Annotated in this window: 20 protein-coding genes; 16 read left to right on the top strand and 4 right to left on the bottom strand. The window is 38.3% G+C overall.

The window, feature by feature from the left end:
- The first annotated feature begins 84 nt into the window (after positions 1 to 84).
- Together murA and ACSYTE_RS00140 are read left to right on the top strand one after the other, a co-directional pair.
- Positions 85 to 1371 (top strand): UDP-N-acetylglucosamine 1-carboxyvinyltransferase, encoded by a 1287-nt coding sequence (gene murA / locus ACSYTE_RS00145; protein ID WP_491716712.1) that lies wholly within the window; start codon positions 85 to 87, stop codon positions 1369 to 1371.
- A 104-nt stretch (positions 1372 to 1475) separates the two neighbouring features.
- Complete coding sequence (locus ACSYTE_RS00140) at positions 1476 to 1724, top strand: type B 50S ribosomal protein L31 (protein WP_491716711.1); 249 nt, start codon at positions 1476 to 1478, stop codon at positions 1722 to 1724.
- Positions 1725 to 1773: 49 nt separating this feature from the next.
- On the opposite strand, the gene ACSYTE_RS00135 is transcribed toward ACSYTE_RS00140, so the two are convergent.
- On the bottom strand, positions 1774 to 2247 hold the full coding sequence (locus ACSYTE_RS00135) for a low molecular weight protein-tyrosine-phosphatase (protein WP_491716710.1): 474 nt from the start codon (positions 2245 to 2247) through the stop codon (positions 1774 to 1776).
- Between the two features lie 105 nt (positions 2248 to 2352).
- On the opposite strand from ACSYTE_RS00135, the gene ACSYTE_RS00130 reads away from it, so the two are divergent.
- The 8 genes from ACSYTE_RS00130 to ACSYTE_RS00095 all read left to right on the top strand — a co-directional run bounded on the left by ACSYTE_RS00130 (position 2353) and on the right by ACSYTE_RS00095 (position 9777).
- On the top strand, positions 2353 to 2934 hold the full coding sequence (locus ACSYTE_RS00130) for a LemA family protein (protein WP_491716709.1): 582 nt from the start codon (positions 2353 to 2355) through the stop codon (positions 2932 to 2934).
- Between the two features lie 8 nt (positions 2935 to 2942).
- A complete protein-coding gene (gene htpX, locus ACSYTE_RS00125; protein ID WP_491716708.1) occupies positions 2943 to 3836 on the top strand; it encodes a zinc metalloprotease HtpX in 894 nt (297 codons plus the stop codon).
- 70 nt (positions 3837 to 3906) lie between these two features.
- A complete protein-coding gene (locus tag ACSYTE_RS00120) occupies positions 3907 to 4692 on the top strand; it encodes a hypothetical protein (protein ID WP_491716707.1) in 786 nt (261 codons plus the stop codon).
- A gap of 65 nt (positions 4693 to 4757) precedes the next feature.
- Positions 4758 to 6137, top strand: coding sequence for a UDP-N-acetylmuramoyl-tripeptide--D-alanyl-D-alanine ligase (locus ACSYTE_RS00115; RefSeq protein ID WP_491716706.1), 1380 nt, complete (start codon positions 4758 to 4760; stop codon positions 6135 to 6137).
- Positions 6138 to 6290: 153 nt separating this feature from the next.
- Positions 6291 to 7820, top strand: coding sequence for a degradosome RNA helicase CshA (gene cshA, locus ACSYTE_RS00110; RefSeq protein WP_491716705.1), 1530 nt, complete (start codon positions 6291 to 6293; stop codon positions 7818 to 7820).
- A 129-nt stretch (positions 7821 to 7949) separates the two neighbouring features.
- Positions 7950 to 9071, top strand: a complete 1122-nt coding sequence (gene alr / locus ACSYTE_RS00105) for an alanine racemase (protein ID WP_491716704.1) — start codon at positions 7950 to 7952, stop codon at positions 9069 to 9071.
- A 39-nt stretch (positions 9072 to 9110) separates the two neighbouring features.
- A complete protein-coding gene (locus tag ACSYTE_RS00100) occupies positions 9111 to 9422 on the top strand; it encodes a hypothetical protein (protein ID WP_491716703.1) in 312 nt (103 codons plus the stop codon).
- Complete coding sequence (locus tag ACSYTE_RS00095) at positions 9403 to 9777, top strand: type II toxin-antitoxin system PemK/MazF family toxin (protein WP_491716702.1); 375 nt, start codon at positions 9403 to 9405, stop codon at positions 9775 to 9777. The genes ACSYTE_RS00100 and ACSYTE_RS00095 overlap by 20 nt, the downstream gene beginning before the upstream one ends.
- A 58-nt stretch (positions 9778 to 9835) precedes the next feature.
- Here ACSYTE_RS00095 and cbpA read toward each other — a convergent pair whose 3' ends face one another.
- The 3 genes from cbpA to ACSYTE_RS00080 form a co-directional block, all read right to left on the bottom strand.
- Entirely contained in the window at positions 9836 to 10477 is a 642-nt protein-coding gene (gene cbpA / locus ACSYTE_RS00090) for a cyclic di-AMP binding protein CbpA (RefSeq protein ID WP_491716701.1), read from the bottom strand.
- A gap of 4 nt (positions 10478 to 10481) precedes the next feature.
- The gene (locus tag ACSYTE_RS00085; protein ID WP_491716700.1) at positions 10482 to 11891 is read right to left on the bottom strand and encodes a hypothetical protein; all 1410 of its coding nucleotides are present in this window, start codon (positions 11889 to 11891) and stop codon (positions 10482 to 10484) included.
- 231 nt (positions 11892 to 12122) lie between these two features.
- Positions 12123 to 13073: an L-lactate dehydrogenase gene (locus ACSYTE_RS00080; protein WP_491716699.1), complete on the bottom strand. Its 951-nt coding sequence runs from the start codon at positions 13071 to 13073 to the stop codon at positions 12123 to 12125.
- A 160-nt stretch (positions 13074 to 13233) separates the two neighbouring features.
- Between ACSYTE_RS00080 and pth the strand changes: the two genes are divergently transcribed.
- From pth to ACSYTE_RS00050, 6 genes are all read left to right on the top strand, one after another.
- Positions 13234 to 13791, top strand: coding sequence for an aminoacyl-tRNA hydrolase (pth, locus tag ACSYTE_RS00075; RefSeq protein ID WP_491716698.1), 558 nt, complete (start codon positions 13234 to 13236; stop codon positions 13789 to 13791).
- A gap of 21 nt (positions 13792 to 13812) precedes the next feature.
- Complete coding sequence (gene mfd, locus ACSYTE_RS00070; protein WP_491716697.1) at positions 13813 to 17337, top strand: transcription-repair coupling factor; 3525 nt, start codon at positions 13813 to 13815, stop codon at positions 17335 to 17337.
- The gene (locus ACSYTE_RS00065) at positions 17327 to 18892 is read left to right on the top strand and encodes a putative polysaccharide biosynthesis protein (protein ID WP_491716696.1); all 1566 of its coding nucleotides are present in this window, start codon (positions 17327 to 17329) and stop codon (positions 18890 to 18892) included. Before mfd ends, ACSYTE_RS00065 begins: the two co-directional genes overlap by 11 nt.
- A gap of 22 nt (positions 18893 to 18914) precedes the next feature.
- The gene (locus ACSYTE_RS00060) at positions 18915 to 19193 is read left to right on the top strand and encodes an RNA-binding S4 domain-containing protein (protein ID WP_491716695.1); all 279 of its coding nucleotides are present in this window, start codon (positions 18915 to 18917) and stop codon (positions 19191 to 19193) included.
- A gap of 84 nt (positions 19194 to 19277) precedes the next feature.
- Positions 19278 to 19661 (top strand): FtsB family cell division protein, encoded by a 384-nt coding sequence (locus ACSYTE_RS00055; protein WP_491716694.1) that lies wholly within the window; start codon positions 19278 to 19280, stop codon positions 19659 to 19661.
- An 84-nt stretch (positions 19662 to 19745) separates the two neighbouring features.
- Positions 19746 to 20255, top strand: coding sequence for a S1 domain-containing RNA-binding protein (locus tag ACSYTE_RS00050; protein WP_491716693.1), 510 nt, complete (start codon positions 19746 to 19748; stop codon positions 20253 to 20255).
- Positions 20256 to 20323 lie beyond the last annotated feature (68 nt).

The raw sequence follows: 20323 nt of genomic DNA, 5'->3' as shown, positions 1-20323 counted from the left end.
ACGACTGATTTTTCATTTGGTGAATGGCATAGTGACCATTTAAAACCAGTGTTAATGATTAAAATTAAGCGAGGAAATGCAATAATGAGTGAAATGATTATTCATGGGGGGCATAGACTCTCAGGAGAGGTAACTATTGGCGGTGCGAAGAATAGTACAGTTGCAATCATTCCGGCATCAATTTTAGCTGATTCACCAGTTCAATTGGACATGGTTCCTAATATCCTGGATGTTAAGAATCTAATGTTACTTTTAGAGTCAATGAATGTCCATTCGGAATTTGTTGACGGGGTATTAACGATTGATCCGACCGATATTAAACAATCACCGCTCCCAAGTAGGGCAATCAAGAGTTTGCGGGCTTCTTATTATTTTATGGGGGCGTTGTTAGGTCGCTTTAACCGTGCGGAATTAACTTTTCCCGGTGGTGATAACATTGGACCACGGCCAATTGATCAACATATTAAGGCTTTCAAGGCCCTAGGTGCAATCGTTGATGAAAAAGAAGATGGCACAATTAAGATTGAAGCTGGTCCGAACGGCTTACATGGGGCGCCCATTTTTTTGGATGTCGTCTCAGTCGGGGCTACAATTAATGCGATCTTAGCTTCTGTACGGGCACAGGGGACCACTACGATTTGGAATGCTGCTAAGGAACCAGAAATTATCGATGTTGTTACATTCTTAAATAACATGGGGGCTAAAATTCGGGGTGCAGGCACCGATGTGATTAGAATCGATGGGGTCGATAATTTAGTTGCTAAAAATACCCACACGATTATTCCTGATCGGATTGAAGCGGGGACTTATTTATCAATGGCCGCGGTAATTGGTGATGGCGTTTTAGTTAATAATGTAATTCCAGAACATTTGGAATCGTTTATTGCTAAGTTAACTGAGATGGGCGTCAAATTAGATACTAACGAAGATAGTATCTATGTTCATCGATGTGATGATTTTGAACCGATTAAGATCAAGACGTTGCCATTCCCAGGCTTTGCAACTGATCTACAACAGCCAATTACGCCGTTGTTATTAAAAGCGAATGGCGATAGTATCATTGTTGATACCATTTATCCTGAACGGACAAGGCATGTTGCTGAATTAGTTAAAATGGGTGCACACATTAAGGTAAATGAAGATGACCATATCATCATCGTTAGCCCCACCACTGAGCTAACGGGAGCGGTCGTTGATGCTGGTGAAATTAGGGCTGGAGCGGCTGCGATGATTTCAGGGCTGATGGCAAATGGCATTACAAAGATCACTAACGCTGATAATATTTTGCGTGGTTATGATAACGTAATTGATAAGTTGACCAATTTACATGCACAGGTTGAATTAATCAATAATACTAATTTAATAAAATAAAAAAAGATTGATTGAACGATTATTTGGTGTTAATATAATAACTATCGACTAATCGATAATCTCTGTTTTCAGAAAGATTTCAGGGCAAAGGAGCGATATATATAATGAAAAAAGGAATTCATCCAGATTACCACAAGGTTGTATTTAAGGATTCAAGTACTGGTTTCAGTTTCTTAACTGGTTCTACTGCTACTTCCGATCAAACCGTTGAATGGGAAGATGGTAACACTTACCCATTGATTCTTGTGGAAATCTCATCAGATTCACACCCATTCTACACTGGACGTCAAAAGTTCACTCAAGCAGATGGTGCTGTGGACCGTTTCAACAAGCGTTACGGTTTAAACAAGTAATTATATTAATAATTACGCAAAAGAGTTCGTCGAATGACGAACTCTTTTTTTATTGAATTCCATTATCTTTTTTGATTTTATCTAACCAAGCAGGCATCGCTTCAGCTAAAACATCATAGGTATAGTCAAACTTATGGGTATACCAGGGGTCTGGAATCGCAGTCCCCCTTTTTTCTGGGAAGATGTCTAGGCAAAGATGAATCTTAGACTGACAATCAGCTGGTGCCATGGATTTTAAATCAATCACGTTTTGATGATCCATGGTAATAATGTAGTCAGCCCACTCAAAATCAGCCGTGGTAATTTGATGCGAATACAAATCGTGCCAATCGAAGCCGTGGTTTGTCAAAGTTTGAATCGTCCCTGGTTGGGGGTGGTTACCCTGTTCCTCATCACTAGTTGCCGCTGATTTTACCTGGATGTGGTTGGTCAGTCCTTGTTTTTGAACTAATTTTTTAAAGATAACTTCTGCCATTGGTGAACGACAAACGTTTCCTAAGCAGACAAATAAAACGTTAACCATTGTGAATCCCCCTAAATTATATTTGAATTGATTATAATTATTATAGCTAATTTAGATTGTTTTTGTTATGATTAATACGAAATTAACAGAATGGAGATATTTAAGATGGGAATTATTATTACAGTTATCGTGATTGCAATTTTAGTATTTGCATACATTTTAATCTACAACGGGCTCGTACGTTCCAGAACCTACGTAGACGAATCGTGGAGTCAAATTGATGTTCAATTGAAACGGCGGAACGACTTGATTCCAAATTTAATCTCTACTGCTAAGGGATATGCTAATTATGAACAAGAAACTTTGGCTAAGGTAACCGAATTAAGAAATCAAATGATTTCAATTGATGGGAATGTTGATCGTGATAAGTTAATGCAGGTATCCGATCAATTATCAGGAACTTTGAAATCAATGTTTGCAGTTGCTGAAAATTATCCAGACTTAAAAGCAGACACTCATTTTCAAGAATTGATGGAAGAATTAACGAATACTGAAAATAAAATTGCTTATTCTAGACAGTTATATAATTCAACGGTCGCTAAGTATGATATGCAAATTAATAGTTTTCCTACTAATCTAATTGCAGGCATTCACCACTTTACTAAGCGTGATTATCTAGAAGTGCCAGAATCAGAAAAACAAGCTCCTAAAGTTAACTTTGATGAATTTAAGGGCTTTAATAAGTAGGCGCCCAGATGTTATACGAACAAATTGCGAATAACAAACGAAAAACGATCTATGTTTTATTTGGGTTTATTTTATTACTATTAGCCGTTGGGGCAGCCGTGGGTATTTTATTCTTTAGAAATCCAATCGTGGGTATGGTGATTGCTTTTGTTGTTGGCCTGATTTACTCATTGATCATGATTAACCAATCGATCGATATTGTGATGATGATGAATCATGGTCAAGAAATAACAGATGAACATCAATCCCCAGAATTATGGCATATTGTTTCTGATATGGCATTAGTTGCAAGAATTCCAATGCCACGGTTATTTATCATTAATGATGATAGTCCGAATGCGTTTGCAACTGGAAATAATCCTAAAAAAGCTGCTGTGGCGGTTACGACTGGCCTATTAGCGATTTTAAATCGTGAGGAACTAGAGGGTGTGATTGGCCACGAGGTCTCTCACATTCGGAACTATGACATTCGAGTATCAACGATTGGATTAGCACTATCAGCTGCAATTTCAATTATTGTTGATTTTGGAATGCGTTCCCTTTGGTTTGGTGGTGGCCGACGGAATGATAATGAAAAGGATAATGGAATCATTGAAATCATTGCATCCGTTGTGATCATTATTTTAGGACCAATCGCTGCTAGCATTGCTCAAATGGCTTTATCACGGAATCGAGAATATTTAGCCGATGCTTCTGGGGTCGAATTAACCAGAAATCCGTTGGGGTTAATTAACGCCTTGAAGAAAATTTCAGGTGGGCAACCAATGCACGATATTAATTCAAATAGTGCAGGATTATATATCGAAGATCCATACCATGGAAAGCATCGATTTTCTTTTTCCCGCCTTTTTGATACTCATCCACCGATTGAATCGCGTATTCAAAGATTGGAGAAAATGTAATTAGCATGTTTCAATTGATTTAAAAAGTAGTACAATTGAATAGTTAAATATTTGGGAAAGTGTGGTTGTAATGCGGGATAACTTTATTTACATCGACGCTAATTTAGTAAGAAACATGACGATTACTAGGGGAATCGATTCCGCAGATTTTGTAAATGGACTAGCAAACGTTCCGAGTAATATTATTTTATTGAATGATGATCGTAAAAATGCAAATAGCTATAATGCACACGCTAAGTTTAGCACGATTACTGGAAGTGGAGCGGTGCGTGATTACTTACTTAATAAACAGATTACAGATAAAAAAATTATTGATTTTCATTCCAATGATGATTTAAATGTTCTGCTGGATAGCGAGATTGCAAATTTACTTTATCTGGGACATATGACATATCCAATGAATAGCCCGTTTTCTTCTAAATTGCGTAATAATTATATTTATATTCTTTTGAAATCTGATTTTGTAAAGGTTTTTTATCGGCAGTTTTCTAAGTTCAACCATGTTTTAGAAATTAGTCTGAAGCGGCACCTTAGGGAAATGCATAGTGGAAGAAGAATGTTTGTAAGACCATTGGTAATTAAGGATATTGATGAAATGGTCCTAACTAAAATTATTAAATTAAGTAGTGAGGGATTAGTAGTTGCTTTTGACCAATCTTTTGAGCAACAACGGCAATATAATATCCCATTATTGATGGAAAAGTATCCAGAAAAACAGAGTACATGGTATACTAAACATGATATATATCAGAATGCTGTTTCGATTGGGACACTAAAGTATCTAATCTATGAACAAAAATGGCAACTTCACATTGATGAAGATAAATTACCAAATAATTTTATTTTTGAAGATTAATTGCATTCTGGTTGTTAGAAACACCAGAATGTTTTTTATTTGATAGCTTAATGGGGTTAAAAAATATGAAAATGAGTTTAGCTGAAATTGCTAAGGCTGTATCAGCAGAAAATGACGTTACCAAATTTGCTAACGTTGAATTAACGAGTGTATCTTTCGATAGTCGAGAATTGAAATCGGGAGCATTATTTGTGCCGCTTGTTGGTGATCAAGATGGCCATCGGTTTGTTAACAGTGCCATTATCAATGGTGCGAGTGCCACATTTTGGGCGAGCGATCACGATGGTATGCCGACTGATTTTCCAATTATTGTAGTACCCGATCCGTTGAAGGCACTCCAGGATTTAAGCCAGTACTACTTAAACAAAATTAATCCGAAGGTGATTGCCGTTACAGGGAGCAACGGTAAGACCACGACTAAGGATATGGTTGCTTCAATTTTAGCGACTAATTTTAACGTTACCAAGACGCATGCTAATTTTAATAATGAGATTGGAGTTCCGATTACCGTGCTTTCAATGGAGTCTAATACAGAAGTATTGGTGGTGGAAATGGGGATGGATCGCCCTGGTCAATTAGACTTCTTAAGTCGGTTGGTCCAACCTGATGTTGCGATTATTACGATGATTGGTGAAGCCCACATCGAGTTTTTTGGGACCCGTGATAAGATTGCCGATGCCAAAATAGAAATTTTACACGGACTAAAAGAAGATGGGACGTTTATTTATGATGGTGATGAACCGCTCTTAAAGCAGCGTGCGGCCCAATTTAATTTTAATGAATTAACTTTCGGACGCAACGGAGTTAACGATATTTATCCAACTGAAATTAGTGACCAAACTACTCAAACGAGTTTCGTTACTAATAAATGGCAAGATTTTTCATTCACAATCCCAATGATTGGTGAATACAATGTTAATAATGCCCTAGCTGCTGTCTTAACTGGTTCATTATTTCAAATTAGACCTGAATCAATTCGGAAGGGTTTAAAAAACGTTAACCTAACTGCTAATCGAACCGAATGGATTAAGGGAAAACGTGGTGAATTAATTTTAAGTGATGTCTATAACTCTAACCCTACTGCCGTTAAGGAGGTTTTAAAAGCGTTTGATGAAGTTAAAACTACTGGGCGGCGGATTGCGGTGTTAGGCGACATGTTAGAATTAGGGGCGCAGTCAAAAGCAATGCATGAGTCACTTGCTGACTATTTAAACCCATCTTTAATTCCAGAAGTATTTTTAATTGGAACTGATATGGCAGCGTTACGCGATAAATTAATTGGCAAGTACGCTTCTGATCGAATTCATTATTATGAAGCCGATCAAATTAAGCAAGGTGCTTTAGAACTAGAAAAAATAATTACTGCTGATGATGTGTTATTACTTAAGGCTAGTCATGGAATTCATTTGGAGATAATCTTAAATATTCTGACTGATCAGCATTAATATTGTTGCTTAATTAAAGAAAAAGGATTATTATTATTTAGATATACAACTTTAATAATAGATTTATTGATTTTGAATCAGCTTTTGGGTGTTTGACGGAAACGGATTTTTCTTAGCTCACTAGTAATTTTCGAAATCATAGGAGGAAATTTTTTGAAATTTAGAGATTTAGGTTTATCACAAGACCTATTAACAGCCGTTGAAAAAGCAGGTTTTACCGAAGCTACCCCTATCCAATCGGATACGATTCCTTTGATTCTTGAAGGCCATGATGTGTTGGGTCAAGCCCAAACGGGGACTGGTAAAACAGCTGCATTTTCCTTACCAATTTTGGACAAGATTGATTTAGAAGATTCAAATGTCCAAGCATTAGTCGTATCACCAACGCGAGAATTAGCAATCCAAACCCAACGCGAAATGAATCGTTTTGGTAGGGTAGAAGGCGCTAAGGTTCAAGCAGTTTATGGTGGTGCAGATATTCGTCAACAAATTAGAAATCTTAAAAAGCATCCACAAGTTGTGGTTGGAACTCCTGGACGGATTTTAGACCATATTAATAGACGGACTTTAAAACTAGGGAATGTTAAATTCTTAGTTCTTGATGAAGCTGATGATATGTTAGATATGGGATTTTTAGATGATATTGAAAGTATCATCAAAGCCCTTCCTACTGAACGTCAAACGCTCTTATTCTCAGCTACGATGCCAGATAAAATTAAGCGGGTTGGGGTTCAATTTATGAATCAACCTAAGCAAGTTAAAATCAAAGCCAAGGAATTGACTACCGACTTAGTTGATCAATTCTACGTTCGTTCTAAAGAAGCTGAGAAGTTTGACTTAATGACACGCTTCTTTGATGTTCAAGCACCAAAGGTAACGATCGTCTTTTGTCGGACTAAGCGTCGAGTGGACGAAGTTTCCCGTGGCTTAATTGCATGTGGGTATCCAGCTGCTGGATTACACGGTGATTTAACTCAAAAGCGGCGTTCACAAATCATGCGTGAATTTCGTGATGGCAAAATTTCAATCTTAGTTGCAACTGATGTTGCTGCACGTGGGATCGATGTTAGTGGAGTTACGCATGTTTATAACTACGATATTCCACAAGACCCAGAAAGTTACGTTCACCGAATCGGTCGGACTGGTCGGGCCGGTAAGCATGGGGTATCACTTACTTTTGTTGAACCCAATGAAAAGGACTACCTTCGTGAAGTTGAAAAATTAACCAAGGTTAGAATGTTACCACTTAAGCCTCCTTCGGAAACCGAAGCATTAAACGGTCAATTAGGTGCTGTTAAGGGCGAATTGGCTAGCATGATTGAAAAGACTGATATGGATAAATTTTCAGCAACCGCAGATGAATTGCTAGAAAAATATTCTGCTAAGGAATTAGTATCCGTATTGCTCAGTAAGATGACTAGAAGTCAGGTAAAGGTACGAATTACTCCAGAACGGCCATTACCAAACAAGAAACGGCGCTTTAGTCATGGTCGTCGTTATAGCGGTCATGGTGGTGGTCGCGGCGGAAATCGTAATTACGGTGGCGGTAGCCGTCGTTTTAATGGTCGTGGTGGAAACCGTCGTAATGATCGTAATCATGGTCGAAGCAATGATCGACGTGGTAATGATAACCATCGCTCAAACGGAAATGGCAAGTCATTTACAATCAAACAACGCGATTAATTTAATGATTTTAAAAGAATAAGATATTAATAAGAAATAGGAATGATGGATTATAAATCTACGTTCCTATTTTTTATTATATGATTTAATGCTAAAATAGACTATAAATTATATTTGAGGGTGCAGATTATGAGTGTTGGATTTCATCGAAACGCTAGCCTAGTAATTGATAGGCAGGCAATTTTTCATAATATTCACAGTGAGGTCAAGCGATTAGCTAACGGGACTGAAATGTTTATGGTTGTTAAGGCCAATGGATATGGACATGGGGCGGTTGAAGTTGCTAAAATTGCTAAATCTGCGGGTGCAACTGGCTTTTGTGTTGCGATCTTGGATGAAGCAATTGATTTACGTTCGGCTGGGTTTACGGAACCAATTTTGGTTCTTGGGGTTACAAGACCCGAAGATGTTTTATTGGCTGCTACTTATAATATTGCGATTACGTTACCTTCAAATGAATGGCTTAACGAGGCAATTCAAGTTTTAGCACAGCAGCCTAGTGCGCCCCGATTAAATGTTCACATCGCCTTAGATACTGGAATGGGTAGAATTGGTTTTCAGTCGATCGATGAAATGAATGCAGCAGTCGCTGTGGTCAACACAAATGCATCATTGATTAATATTGAGGGGATTTTTACCCACTTTTCAACTGCTGATTCTAATGATGAAAGATACTTTAGACTACAAGTAGATCGTTTCAAACGCTTCCTTAAAGCTCTTCCCAAGCGACCACGTTATGTTCATGTTTCAAATTCTGCGACTAGTTTATGGCATCAAGAATGTAACGGGAACATGATTCGTTTTGGGGTAGCTGGATATGGTCTAAATCCTTCTGGGACTGAAATCAAACCGCCATATAAATTATTGCCAGCCTTAAGTTTGTTTTCTGAGGTGGTCCATTGTAAATTAGTTCCAGCTGGTCGCTCAATCGGATACGGAGCCACATATACAACGGATGAAGAGCAATGGATTGGGACGGTCCCAGTGGGGTATGCTGATGGGTATGTAAGATCGTTACAGAATTTTCACGTATTGGTTAACGGTCAGTTTTGCCCAATCGTTGGTAGGATCTGCATGGATCAATTTATGATTAGGTTGCCCGAACGAGTTAAGTTGGGAACTAAGGTGACCCTAGTTGGAAAAGATGGAGAAAATATAATCTCATTGGAATCAATAGCTCAATTTTGTGATACAATTCATTATGAAGTTGCTTGTTTATTCCAAGAGCGACTACCAAGAGTATATATTTAGTGATTGTTTCAATTAATATTATAATAAGGGGTATTTATTATGCCATTTATTTTGTGTGAACGTTTTTTAGTTAGAACGTCTAAACTAATTTTGATCAATGAAATTAGAAATAACCAAACTAATTATAGAACGTTTTCTGTATTAGTTAATCCTGAATATAACTATTCCCCATATTTTCAGGAATTAATATATGGATATATCTTTATGGGGAATTTAAATAAGGATATCGTTAAAGAGTTTATGCCCTCTGAGGATTGTGCGGCAAGAACTATTAATGAATATTTAGTGAAACACAAATTCGTTAATAATATAAAGGAGGGGTATATCAGAAATGGCCAAGACAGATGTTAAACGTGGTGATATTTTTTATGCTGATTTATCTCCGGTCGTCGGTTCCGAACAAGGAGGGGTCAGACCTGTATTGATAATCCAAAACAATATTGGAAATCATTACAGTCCGACTGTCATTGTAGCCGCAATCACTGCACGGATTTCTAAACCTAAAATGCCCACCCATGTGGGGATAAAGGCAAGTCAATCGGATATTGAGAAGGATTCGGTAATATTACTGGAACAAATTCGAACGATTGATAAGCAGCGGCTTAACGACCGAGTTGCTCATTTAAATAAATATCTAATGAAAAAAGTTGATACTGCTTTAGAGTTAAGCATTGGATTATCTTCAAAAGTGAATGATAAAAAGTAGTATACATAACCAAAAAGATTCGTAAATGAATTCATCATTTACGAATCTTTTTAGTTGGTTATTGCATGCTATTTAGATTTTCAATTTCTGGGACCTTGAAGCCACGCTTGTTAAGGGTGGTAATGACCTTATTGAGTAATTCCTTATCCACATCTGATGGTAGGGTGAACATGGTCCGATGGACTAATTCGCCTTCCTGGACATCTAGGGAGATTACACTAGCAATACTCGTAAACTTAGAAATGGTTCTGGCCATTTTTTCTAAATCACCACGTTCGCCAGTTGATACAACCGTAATTACGTAACTACCAACGTTAACGTTCCAGGACTGAGAAAGCATGTCCATTAAGCGATTATGGGTTAAAATTCCGTAAAATGAATTTTGTTCATCCAGAACTGCAATGTATGGTAGATCCTTAATTGAGAAGAAAACGTTGAAAAATGAGGCGTTAACGCTAATGAACTTAGTCGAATTTTTAATCAAATGGGTAACGGGAAGGTTCATATCTCCGCCCCGTGACTTATGACGATATAAATGCATCTTATAAATGTTACCACGGAAAAGGGTGCCTGTTTCATCTAAAATTGGCACACAGCGAAAGTCCTTTTCTTCTAAAATTTGTAACGCTTCTGCCAACGTATTGTTTTCAGTGACCATTGTTAAACCATTTTTAGGTTTAACTAGAGATTTTAATAACATAAAATCAGCTCCTTAATTCATATAGTAAGTATGTCATTTTGTGATTTTGGAAAATTGCACGACGCTTTGCAACTAGATGATATGCTTTGGTAAAGTATTCATCTGGATGGTTTGGTGAATCCCAAATTGTTTCACCAGCAAGAAGTGTGAAAATTACAAAATGAGCTTTATGATTATTTAAAATATAATTTTGGGTGCGCATCAACGGTTTAAAACCCTTCAAATTCAGTTTAGCAAAGTATTTAGTCGGGGGCAATGTTCCAGACGCTGTATATACCCCTACGTCTAGATTATTATAATTTAAAATAGTGCGGTCGTTACTGCGATCAATAATTTTAGCAAATTCAATTTGAAATGGGATGGTTGATTTTTGGTTGGTACTAATTGATTGGTTGTGTGGAAATAAGATCGTGTTGCGATAAATTTGATTGGTAATGAAGATTGATCCAATTGCAATTGCCATTACGATAATGCTTAACTGCTTTTGATTATCAAAGCTGTGTTCAGCAAAGAAAGTTAAGAGGCTAGCAATTCCCATTGATAGAAAGATCATGAAAACGCCTAATCCAACGAAGTAATAACGATAACTGTGTTGATTACCAACGATCATGATCACTTCAAACATAATTCCAGTTAATATAATTACTTTGGGGAACCATTTGAACTTAGTTGCACAGATAAAGTAACCAATGCTTAAGCAAAATAGCGTCGTAATGGTCATGGTTCGCCAATTTTTGATGATGAAATCCGTAATTGTATATATTATTTGAACTGATAAAAATTTACTGTGGGGGTAATACTTAAAGTTAGCAAAGAAATAAATTTTAAATAAATCTCCTAAAGCCCCCATGATTCCATAAAAAACAATAATTGGGATGGAAACAGTTAAAAAACCAGCGATACTAAAGGTAACTTTACGTAACAGCTCATGCCATTCCCTTTTAAAAATGGCGTTCAGACCGATCCAAACGAAAAATGCGACCCATGGTAATACCAGGCTGAACTTGGTCCAAAAGACTAATGATAATGCCACTCCTTGGCCAAACAATTGCCAGTTACTTTCTGATTTTCCGTTATTCTTTAAAACGATGTAGATTAAACTAAGCACCAGGGGCATGATCAAACTTTCTGGTAATTCACCGTTTTCAAAGAAGTAGTCGTTAAAAACGATCGGCAGTAATGTAAAACTACTGGCATATGCAATCGGCTTGCTAAATTTAAGGTTGATGATTTTATAACTTAAGATTAAATCAAATAGGACCGTGATTGCTTCAAATAGATATACACCAATAAATGTCCGATAGCTAATTAAAGCTGCAAATGAATTCATTAAGTATATTAACGGCCCTCTTTGATCGAACAGATCACGATACGGCATCAAACCATGCCATAGCCCCTTACCAACTGTAAACATGGTATTACCGTCCCATGAATTGTTAAATGCAAATAGGGGGGAAGTGGTGGTGACAAATGCGGTAATTATTAAACTTAATATTGCGGTTAGGATAATTAAAGGCCAACCGAGTTTTTGATTGATTTGCCGTTTCATAGTTAATTGTTCGGGAACTCCCGCAAACCTTCTTTCTAATAAAAAATAACCACACTCAACGGAGTGCGGTTATTTTAAATGTTTAAAATTGGTGGATTAGTTTAATGAATCCATACCCTTTTTAGCCATTTCCTTCAAAGTTTCAGCGGATGCTGACATCTTTTTAGCTTCATCAGCACTCAATGGGACTTCGAGAACCTTAGCAACACCAGATGCGTTAATAACGGCAGGAGTTCCGATGTAAATATCGTTTAATCCGTATTCACCGTTCATTGGAGCACCAATTGGTAATACTGAGTTTTCATCCCGTAGGATGGCACGAGAAATTCTCATTAATGCGGTTGCAACACCGTAGAAGGTAGCACCCTTCTTGTTAATGATCGTGTAAGCCTTGTCACGAGTTTCTTGTTCTAATTTAAGAAGATCGTCCTTGCTTACGCCATTTTCCTTAGCCACGTCAAGTAATGGACGACTACCAACTTCTGCTTCATCAATTGCAGCAAATTCGGAGTCACCATGTTCGCCCATGATGTATGCGTGAACATCAGCTGGGTTGATACCCAACTTCTTACCAACAGCAACTTGGAAACGGGTGGTATCTAGTGAAGTACCTGAACCAACAACCTTTTCCTTTGGAAAACCTGATAATTTTTGAGTAGCGTAAGTTAACACATCAACTGGGTTAGCAGCTACTAAGAAAATACCATCAAATCCTGAATCAACAACTGGTTTAACAATTGATGAAAGGATCTTGATGTTTTTGCTTACTAAGTCAAGACGAGTTTCGCCTGGCTTTTGAGGAGCACCAGCAGTAATAACTACTAGGTCAGCATCCTTACAATCAGCATAATCGCCAGAGTAGATCTTCTTTGGAGCAGTGAAAACTTGAGCGTCTTCAAGGTCTAAAGCGTCTCCTTCTGTACGATCCTTAACAATATCAATAATGACGAATTCTTCAGCGATTCCTTGTTGCATCATAGCAAATGCGTATGATGAACCAACCGCACCGTCACCGACTAAAGCAACTTTTTGGTGTTTTAATGCCAAAATAATCATCCCTTCAAAAGAATTTTGATTTTAATGCTTCCAGAGGTAATTATAGCATAATTAACCTTAAGTTGATAACGAAGAGGACACCTTTAATTATATTAAATTGATATTTTGCTATAATAGATAGAAATAGATAAAAATAGGAGTGCAATTAAAAATGAAAATGATCGTTGGATTAGGAAACATTGGCCCCCAATACGATGGGACTCGTCATAACACTGGCTTTGCAGTTTTAGATCAATTTGCTGCTGACCACGGAATTGAATTTACCACTCGTAAGATGGATGCTAAGTTAGGCTCCACGATGATCGATGGTGAAAAGGTCTTATTAGTGGAACCAACTACCTTTATGAACGAATCGGGTCGTGCAGTTGGTCCATTGATGAAATTTTATAAACTAGATATTGAAGACTTGATCGTTGTATATGATGATATGGACCTGCCAGTTGGTAAGATTAGATTAAGGACCCATGGTGCTGCAGGTGGTCATAATGGGATTAAGAGCTTAATTGCCCATTTAGGAACTAATCAATTTAATCGGATCAGAGTCGGTACGGATCATCCCAAGTTACAAAGCGTTGTTGACTATGTATTGGGGAAGTTTACTGATGAACAACTCCCTGATTTTAAGACCGCTTGTGACCATTCAGTAGCCGCTTTGAACGATTGGGTAGGTGGCGAAGCGTTCGATAAACTTGAAAATAAATATAATTAAAGTGTTGAAAGGACCCTTTGAATGAAACTAAGTCAGTTTTTTACTTCGATTCCCCAATTTAAAACAATTACTGACAACTTAAAGCCTGCCACCCGTCAACTAATTACGGGGATGTCAGGCTCAGCCAAAACATTGTTACTATCGATTTTAATGCAGCGGATTAACCACCCGATCTTGTTAGTAGTGGATAATCTACATCATATGACCCAAGTTGCGGATGATTTCACTAACTTGCTATCTGAAAATCAGGTGTTTGAATTTCCAGCAGAGGAATTGATCGCAGCTGAAGCAGCGACTAGTTCCCCGCAGTATCGTTCGCAACGGGTGCGGGCGCTGCATGCCCTTCAGACCGATCAACCGTGCGTAGTTGTGACATCTATGTCAGGAATCCGCAGAATGTTGCCGACTCCGAAGGACTTCTCAGCAAACCAGTTTGCAATTGAAGTCGGGGCAGAAATTGAATTAGCCGAGATGCAGGCAAAATTATTTCGGCTAGGATACCGCAAAACGCGGATGGTCGCTGCTCCTGGTGAGTTTGCGGTTCGTGGTTCGATTGTTGATATTTATCCACTCAATTCTGAATACCCAATTCGAATTGATTTTTTTGATACCGAAGTGGATTCACTTCGCTATTTTGATGTCTCCACACAGAGTAGTATTCAAAACCTTGAACAATTTAAGGTGCTTCCTGCAACCGATTTTATCCTGAATGCCGATCAATTAAAAAATGGTCCCGAGCTTTTGCAAAGCCACTTAAACCTCTCGACTGGGCAGATGAAGGATCGACGCGTCGCTGAAGCGATGACCGATTATTTGCAACCGATCATTGATGAATTTAAAGAGGGGATCATTGATGATCAATTAATCTTGTTTGCTAACTACCTGTTCAAGACACCTACGTCGATTTTCGACTACGTTCCAGCTGATGGGGTCATCGTTTGTGATGACTATAATCGGTTATTAGAGTCAGAACAGGAACTACTGGGCGATGAACAGCAGTGGGCGGCCGATAAGTTATTGAATGGTGAAATCTTTAGCGACCAAAAGTTCGGCCACGACTTTAAAAAGACTTTCAAAGCTGCTAAGCAAGCAGAACTAATGTTTTCGCGGTTCCAACGGGGATTGAATGGTTTGAAATTAACCCAGTTGATTGAAATTACAGTTCAACCAATGCAGAAATTCTATGGGCAAATTCCACTACTTAAGACCGAGATGAATCGCTGGTTGAAGCAAAAAGAAACCGTTATCATTATGGTCCGTGATAAGGCCCAAATGGCTAAACTAGCGAACACGATGGAAGACTTTGCAATTCATGCGACCCAAACCGATTGGGATAACATCATTGCAAATAAAGTTCAATTGATTCCAGAGCGGTTGAACAACGGCTTCGAGTTGCCGTTTGCGAACTTGGCGTTGATTACCGAAGCGGAGATGTTCAATCACGTTACGAAGCGCCGCGCCAAACGCCAGACCTTTTCGAATGCGGAGCGGATCAAGAGTTACGTTGATCTAAAACCTGGTGATTACGTTGTGCATGTCAACCACGGGATTGGCCGTTATGAAGGTATGAAGACGATGGAAGTCGATGGTAAACATCAAGACTACATGACGATTACCTATCGTGATAATGCCCAGCTCTTCATTCCTGTGACACAGTTAAATTTGATTCAAAAATACGTTTCATCGGAAGATAAACGTCCGCGGATCAATAAACTTGGTGGGACCGAATGGGCCAAGACCAAAAGTAAGGTTGCCAGCAAGATTGAAGATATCGCTGATGACTTGATTGAACTATACGCTAAAAGATCATCCGAAACTGGCTTTGCATTCCCACCTGATGATGTTTATCAAGAACAATTCGACGATGCGTTCCCATATCCAGAAACGCCTGACCAACTCAAGAGCATTGATGAAATTAAAACCGATATGGAAAAGCCCCATCCAATGGATCGCCTATTAGTCGGTGACGTTGGGTATGGTAAAACCGAGGTCGCATTACGCGCGGCGTTTAAGGCCATTGAAGCGGGCAAACAAGTTGCCTTTTTAGTCCCGACGACCGTATTGGCTCACCAACACTATGAAACGATTCTAAAACGTTTCGATGGATTTCCAGTTCAAGCGGCCGTATTATCACGTTTTAGAACCCCAAAAGAGATTAAAGAGACGATTAGCGGACTTGCTGATGGTTCGATCGATATCGTGGTCGGCACCCACCGATTGTTGTCTAAGGACGTTCGTTTTAAGGACCTCGGCCTATTGATCGTCGATGAGGAACAACGGTTTGGGGTCAAGCATAAGGAACGGATCAAAACGATGCGTTCTGCCGTCGATGTTTTGACTTTGACGGCAACGCCGATTCCCAGAACTTTAAACATGTCGATGATGGGGGTCCGTGATCTGTCAGTAATTGAAACGCCCCCGACCAATCGATATCCGATTCAAACATATGTGTTAGAAGAAAATGCTGGGACGATCAAAGATGGGATTCACCGTGAGATGGACCGCGGCGGGCAGGTCTTTTATCTTCACAACCGTGTCGAAGATATTGAAAAAACGGTCGGGCTACTAGAACAATTGGTGCCAGATGCTCGGGTTGGTTACATTCATGGCAAGATGAACGAAAATCAATTGGAAAGCGTTCTCTATGACTTTGTGAATGGTGAATACGACGTATTAGTCACCACGACGATTATTGAAACGGGTGTCGATATCCCAAACGCCAATACGCTTTTCGTGGAAAATTCTGATCACATGGGCTTGTCACAGCTGTACCAGTTGCGCGGTCGGATTGGGCGGAGTAATCGAATCGCTTATGCTTATTTCATGTACAAGCCCAATAAGGTGTTGACCGAGGTTAGTGAGAATCGCTTGGATGCCATCCGTGACTTTACGGCACTGGGATCTGGATTTAAAATCGCCATGCGCGATTTATCGTTACGTGGTGCTGGTAACTTACTGGGGAAGCAGCAACACGGGTTCGTTGATTCGGTTGGTTATGATCTGTATACCGAAATGTTATCAGATGCAGTGGCTCAAAAACGTGGGACGAGTCGCACCCAGAAGGTTGACTCCACGATCGAATTGGATGTTGAAGCATACTTGCCAGATGATTACATTAGCGATCATCAACAAAAAATCGAGCTCTACAAACGGATTCGCCAATTGGAGAATGAAGATCAATACACTGAGATTCAGGGTGATTTGATCGATCGATTCGGTGATTATCCACAAGCGGTTGCCAACCTGTTATTGATCGGCCGAATGAAGATGTTATCGGATCAAGCTTTGATTAAAAAAATTAGTAACAATGATCAGGCCATCTTAATTACGCTTTCTAAATTGGGGACCGATAAATTCGATTCCAAGGATATTTTAAGGGCCATTGCTGAAACCAAGTTTCGTTCTACGATTGAGGTTGTGAATGAACGAATTCAAATTAAGCTGATCATTCAGCCCAATATGAAACAATCTGAATGGCTAAACGAGCTAATGAAGTTGATTGAGTCATTGTTCCAACGCAGAATGGAGATTGATGATGAGCGGTAATTCCCAAATTAAAACCGTAATGAGTGGCGCTGGAATATTAACTATTTCCGCTTTGATCGCTAAAATTTTAAGTGCAGCTTATCGAATCCCATTACAAAACCTAGTCGGGAACGTTGGCTTTTATATTTATCAACAAGTTTACCCAATTTATGGAATTGGGATGACGTTTGCGCTTTCCGGACTGCCAGTTTTAATTTCTAAACTAGTGGCTGAAGAATCCAACTTAGAACAGCGAATTGGTTTGATCAAAAGGATCCACTTGATTTTGGTGGTTGCAGCAATATTCATTTTTTCAGGACTACAATTAGGGGCGCCATTGATTGCAATTCAGATGGGGGATGTCCGATTATCGATTGTCATTCGTGCGGTTAGCTGGATGTTTTTATTAATGCCGTTCTTATCAACTAGTCGTGGTTTTTTTCAAGGCACCTTGAACATGTTGCCAACTGCAATTTCGCAGGTAGTTGAGCAGATCATTAGAATTTCAATTATTATCATAGTTGCAATTTTAGCCCACCGTAATCACTGGGACCTTTATTTAATGGGGCGGAATGCAATGTTGTCATCACCGATTGGGGCAATTTTTTCTAGCTTAGTTTTACTAATGTTCATTTGGCCAACTTTCAAAAAACATGGTAAGCGCCCTCAAATCAGTAATTGGCAAATTACAAGAAAATTATTCATCGAAGGTGGCACGATTTGTTTATTATCTTCAATCATGATAATGATGCAATTGGTCGATTCATTTACGATTAGAAAGGGATTAATTCTATCAGGCGTAGATGGATTGCTTTCGCAAGATATCAAGGGGGTTTATGATCGGGCGCAACCATTAGTGCAAGTCGGGTTAGTAATTGGGACCTCGTTTGCTTCTGCCGCATTACCATCCCTAGCAAAGTCAATCCAAGAACACCATCAAAGAACGTTTGAATCCACTGCACGGTTGATGGTAAAGAGCAGCTTGGTAATAACCGTTTTGATAACGACGGGAATGATCATTTTAATGCCTTCAATCAATCGGGTGTTGTTTGGAACGACTTCAGGAAGCATGACGCTAGCATTTTATTGTTTAAGTATCATTATTGTAACTTTAATTACTACCGATAATAGTATCTTGCAGGGAATTGGTAATTTTCGAATTGGTTTTTATGCGGTTATTACAAGTATGGTAATAAAAGCATTCATTACAGAGGCATTAGTTGCTAGAATTGGGATATTGGGTGGTAGTATTTCGACCGTCGTTGCACTGCTAGTTGGATTAATGGTAAATGAAATCGGGGTTAAGCAGCTGCTTTCAATCCAGGCATATTCGTGGCAGATGATTTTAAAATTACTAATGGCTACTTTTATAATGGCCGTCGTCGTTATTATTATTCAATTTGGGCTAAACCAATTAATGCCGCCGATACCTGGAAGAATGGTGACGTTAGGGATGTTAATTATTGAAACATTATTTGGTGGTTGTACAGCTTTGCTTGCAGTACTAAAGTTGAAAATATTTGAACCCGATGAGCTAAGCGATTTACCAATTATTAATCATTGGATGAAAAAATAATTAAATTCGGAGAGTGAATTTTATGAGATTAGATAAATTTTTAAAGATTTCCAGAATTATTAAGAGAAGAACCGTTGCTAAAAGTATTTCTGATCAAGGACGAATTGAAATTAACGGTCGGGTTGCAAAGTCATCGACCAACGTTAGTCCCCGCGATCAATTAACAATTAAGTTTGGTAATAAAACTTTAACAATCGAGGTGGTTCAATTAGTTGATACCACTAAAAAGGCCGATGCAGATAAAATGTATAAAATTTTAAGCGAAGATTATGAACATGATTATCAAAATGAACAATTTTAAACGCTTTCATCCCTAGTACGATAGACAATGGCGTGACTTATTGCTATACTTAAGGCAATTGAATAATTTTTGGGGGAATTATTTATGAAAAATAGCAATGTCAAGGCGCTGAATAACGATTATACCAAGAGTTATTATCGTAAAATTAAGTGGGCATTCATTAATAAACCAAAATTTAGGCGCATTTGTCTAGCTTCGATTATTTTTTTATTGTTTTCAATTCCGATGTTATTTGGGATTATTAAGTCGTCTTCACAAACATCCGCAATTCAGCAACAAACAAACGTTAGCAAACAAAATTTAGTTGATGCAAAGGCAAAAAACCAAGAGTTAAAGTTGAATGTAAAACAATTGAATAATTCTGAATACGTCCAACAATTGATTCGTGACAAATATTACTATACTAAGTCTGGTGAAACCGTTTATAGTTTGCCTAATGACACGGCTAAGGATGTTACACAAAATTAAATGTTTTTACGTTTTTTATATGTAATATTGATGCTTTTGGTGCTATACTAAAAGCACTTAATTATTAGGAGGAAACACTTTTTTATGGCAATTGAAGTTGGAACAAAAGTTCCTGGCAAAGTTTCTGGAATTACTAATTTTGGGGCTTTCGTAGACCTAGGAGATCACAAAACTGGTTTAGTACACATTAGTGAAGTCTCAGATGGCTTTATTAAGGATATTCATGATGTACTTAAGGTTGGCGACCAAGTAAATGTTAAGGTCCTAAAAGTTGGTGACGATGGAAAAATTGCTCTTTCTATGAAGCAAGCAAATGATGAACATAGTCATGTTAGTGAAAAACATGGTGGACATAATCAAAACCACGGTGAACATCACGAACACAACGGTCACAAGAATTTTCATGGAAATGGTGGCAATAAGAACCACTTTAATAATCACCATAATGAAGGTGCCGTAAACCATAAAAATACCCAGACGGAAAATTTTGATGATATGATGTCAAAATTTCTCAAGCAAAGTGATAGTCGATTAGCAACACTTAAAAAGAATACTGAAGGTAAACGTGGCGGTCGTGGTGGCCGACGGAGTTAACCGTTAAATTATTTAATAATTATAAAAGATTAAGGATGAAACCTTAGTCTTTTTTATTTAGGAGGGGT

This window comes from Nicoliella sp. ESL1120, assembly GCF_058508515.1.
Note: the sequence above shows the minus strand (reverse complement) of the source record. Positions and strands in the feature narration are given on the sequence as shown.

Coding starts and splice junctions, on each gene's coding strand:
- murA (WP_491716712.1), top strand. CDS start 85: ATGAGTGAAATGATTATTCATGGGGGGCATAGACTCTCAGGAGAGGTA.
- ACSYTE_RS00140 (WP_491716711.1), top strand. CDS start 1,476: ATGAAAAAAGGAATTCATCCAGATTACCACAAGGTTGTATTTAAGGAT.
- ACSYTE_RS00135 (WP_491716710.1), bottom strand. CDS start 2,247: ATGGTTAACGTTTTATTTGTCTGCTTAGGAAACGTTTGTCGTTCACCA.
- ACSYTE_RS00130 (WP_491716709.1), top strand. CDS start 2,353: ATGGGAATTATTATTACAGTTATCGTGATTGCAATTTTAGTATTTGCA.
- htpX (WP_491716708.1), top strand. CDS start 2,943: ATGTTATACGAACAAATTGCGAATAACAAACGAAAAACGATCTATGTT.
- ACSYTE_RS00120 (WP_491716707.1), top strand. CDS start 3,907: ATGCGGGATAACTTTATTTACATCGACGCTAATTTAGTAAGAAACATG.
- ACSYTE_RS00115 (WP_491716706.1), top strand. CDS start 4,758: ATGAAAATGAGTTTAGCTGAAATTGCTAAGGCTGTATCAGCAGAAAAT.
- alr (WP_491716704.1), top strand. CDS start 7,950: ATGAGTGTTGGATTTCATCGAAACGCTAGCCTAGTAATTGATAGGCAG.
- ACSYTE_RS00100 (WP_491716703.1), top strand. CDS start 9,111: ATGCCATTTATTTTGTGTGAACGTTTTTTAGTTAGAACGTCTAAACTA.
- ACSYTE_RS00095 (WP_491716702.1), top strand. CDS start 9,403: ATGGCCAAGACAGATGTTAAACGTGGTGATATTTTTTATGCTGATTTA.
- cbpA (WP_491716701.1), bottom strand. CDS start 10,477: ATGTTATTAAAATCTCTAGTTAAACCTAAAAATGGTTTAACAATGGTC.
- ACSYTE_RS00085 (WP_491716700.1), bottom strand. CDS start 11,891: ATGTTTACAGTTGGTAAGGGGCTATGGCATGGTTTGATGCCGTATCGT.
- pth (WP_491716698.1), top strand. CDS start 13,234: ATGAAAATGATCGTTGGATTAGGAAACATTGGCCCCCAATACGATGGG.
- mfd (WP_491716697.1), top strand. CDS start 13,813: ATGAAACTAAGTCAGTTTTTTACTTCGATTCCCCAATTTAAAACAATT.
- ACSYTE_RS00065 (WP_491716696.1), top strand. CDS start 17,327: ATGAGCGGTAATTCCCAAATTAAAACCGTAATGAGTGGCGCTGGAATA.
- ACSYTE_RS00060 (WP_491716695.1), top strand. CDS start 18,915: ATGAGATTAGATAAATTTTTAAAGATTTCCAGAATTATTAAGAGAAGA.
- ACSYTE_RS00055 (WP_491716694.1), top strand. CDS start 19,278: ATGAAAAATAGCAATGTCAAGGCGCTGAATAACGATTATACCAAGAGT.
- ACSYTE_RS00050 (WP_491716693.1), top strand. CDS start 19,746: ATGGCAATTGAAGTTGGAACAAAAGTTCCTGGCAAAGTTTCTGGAATT.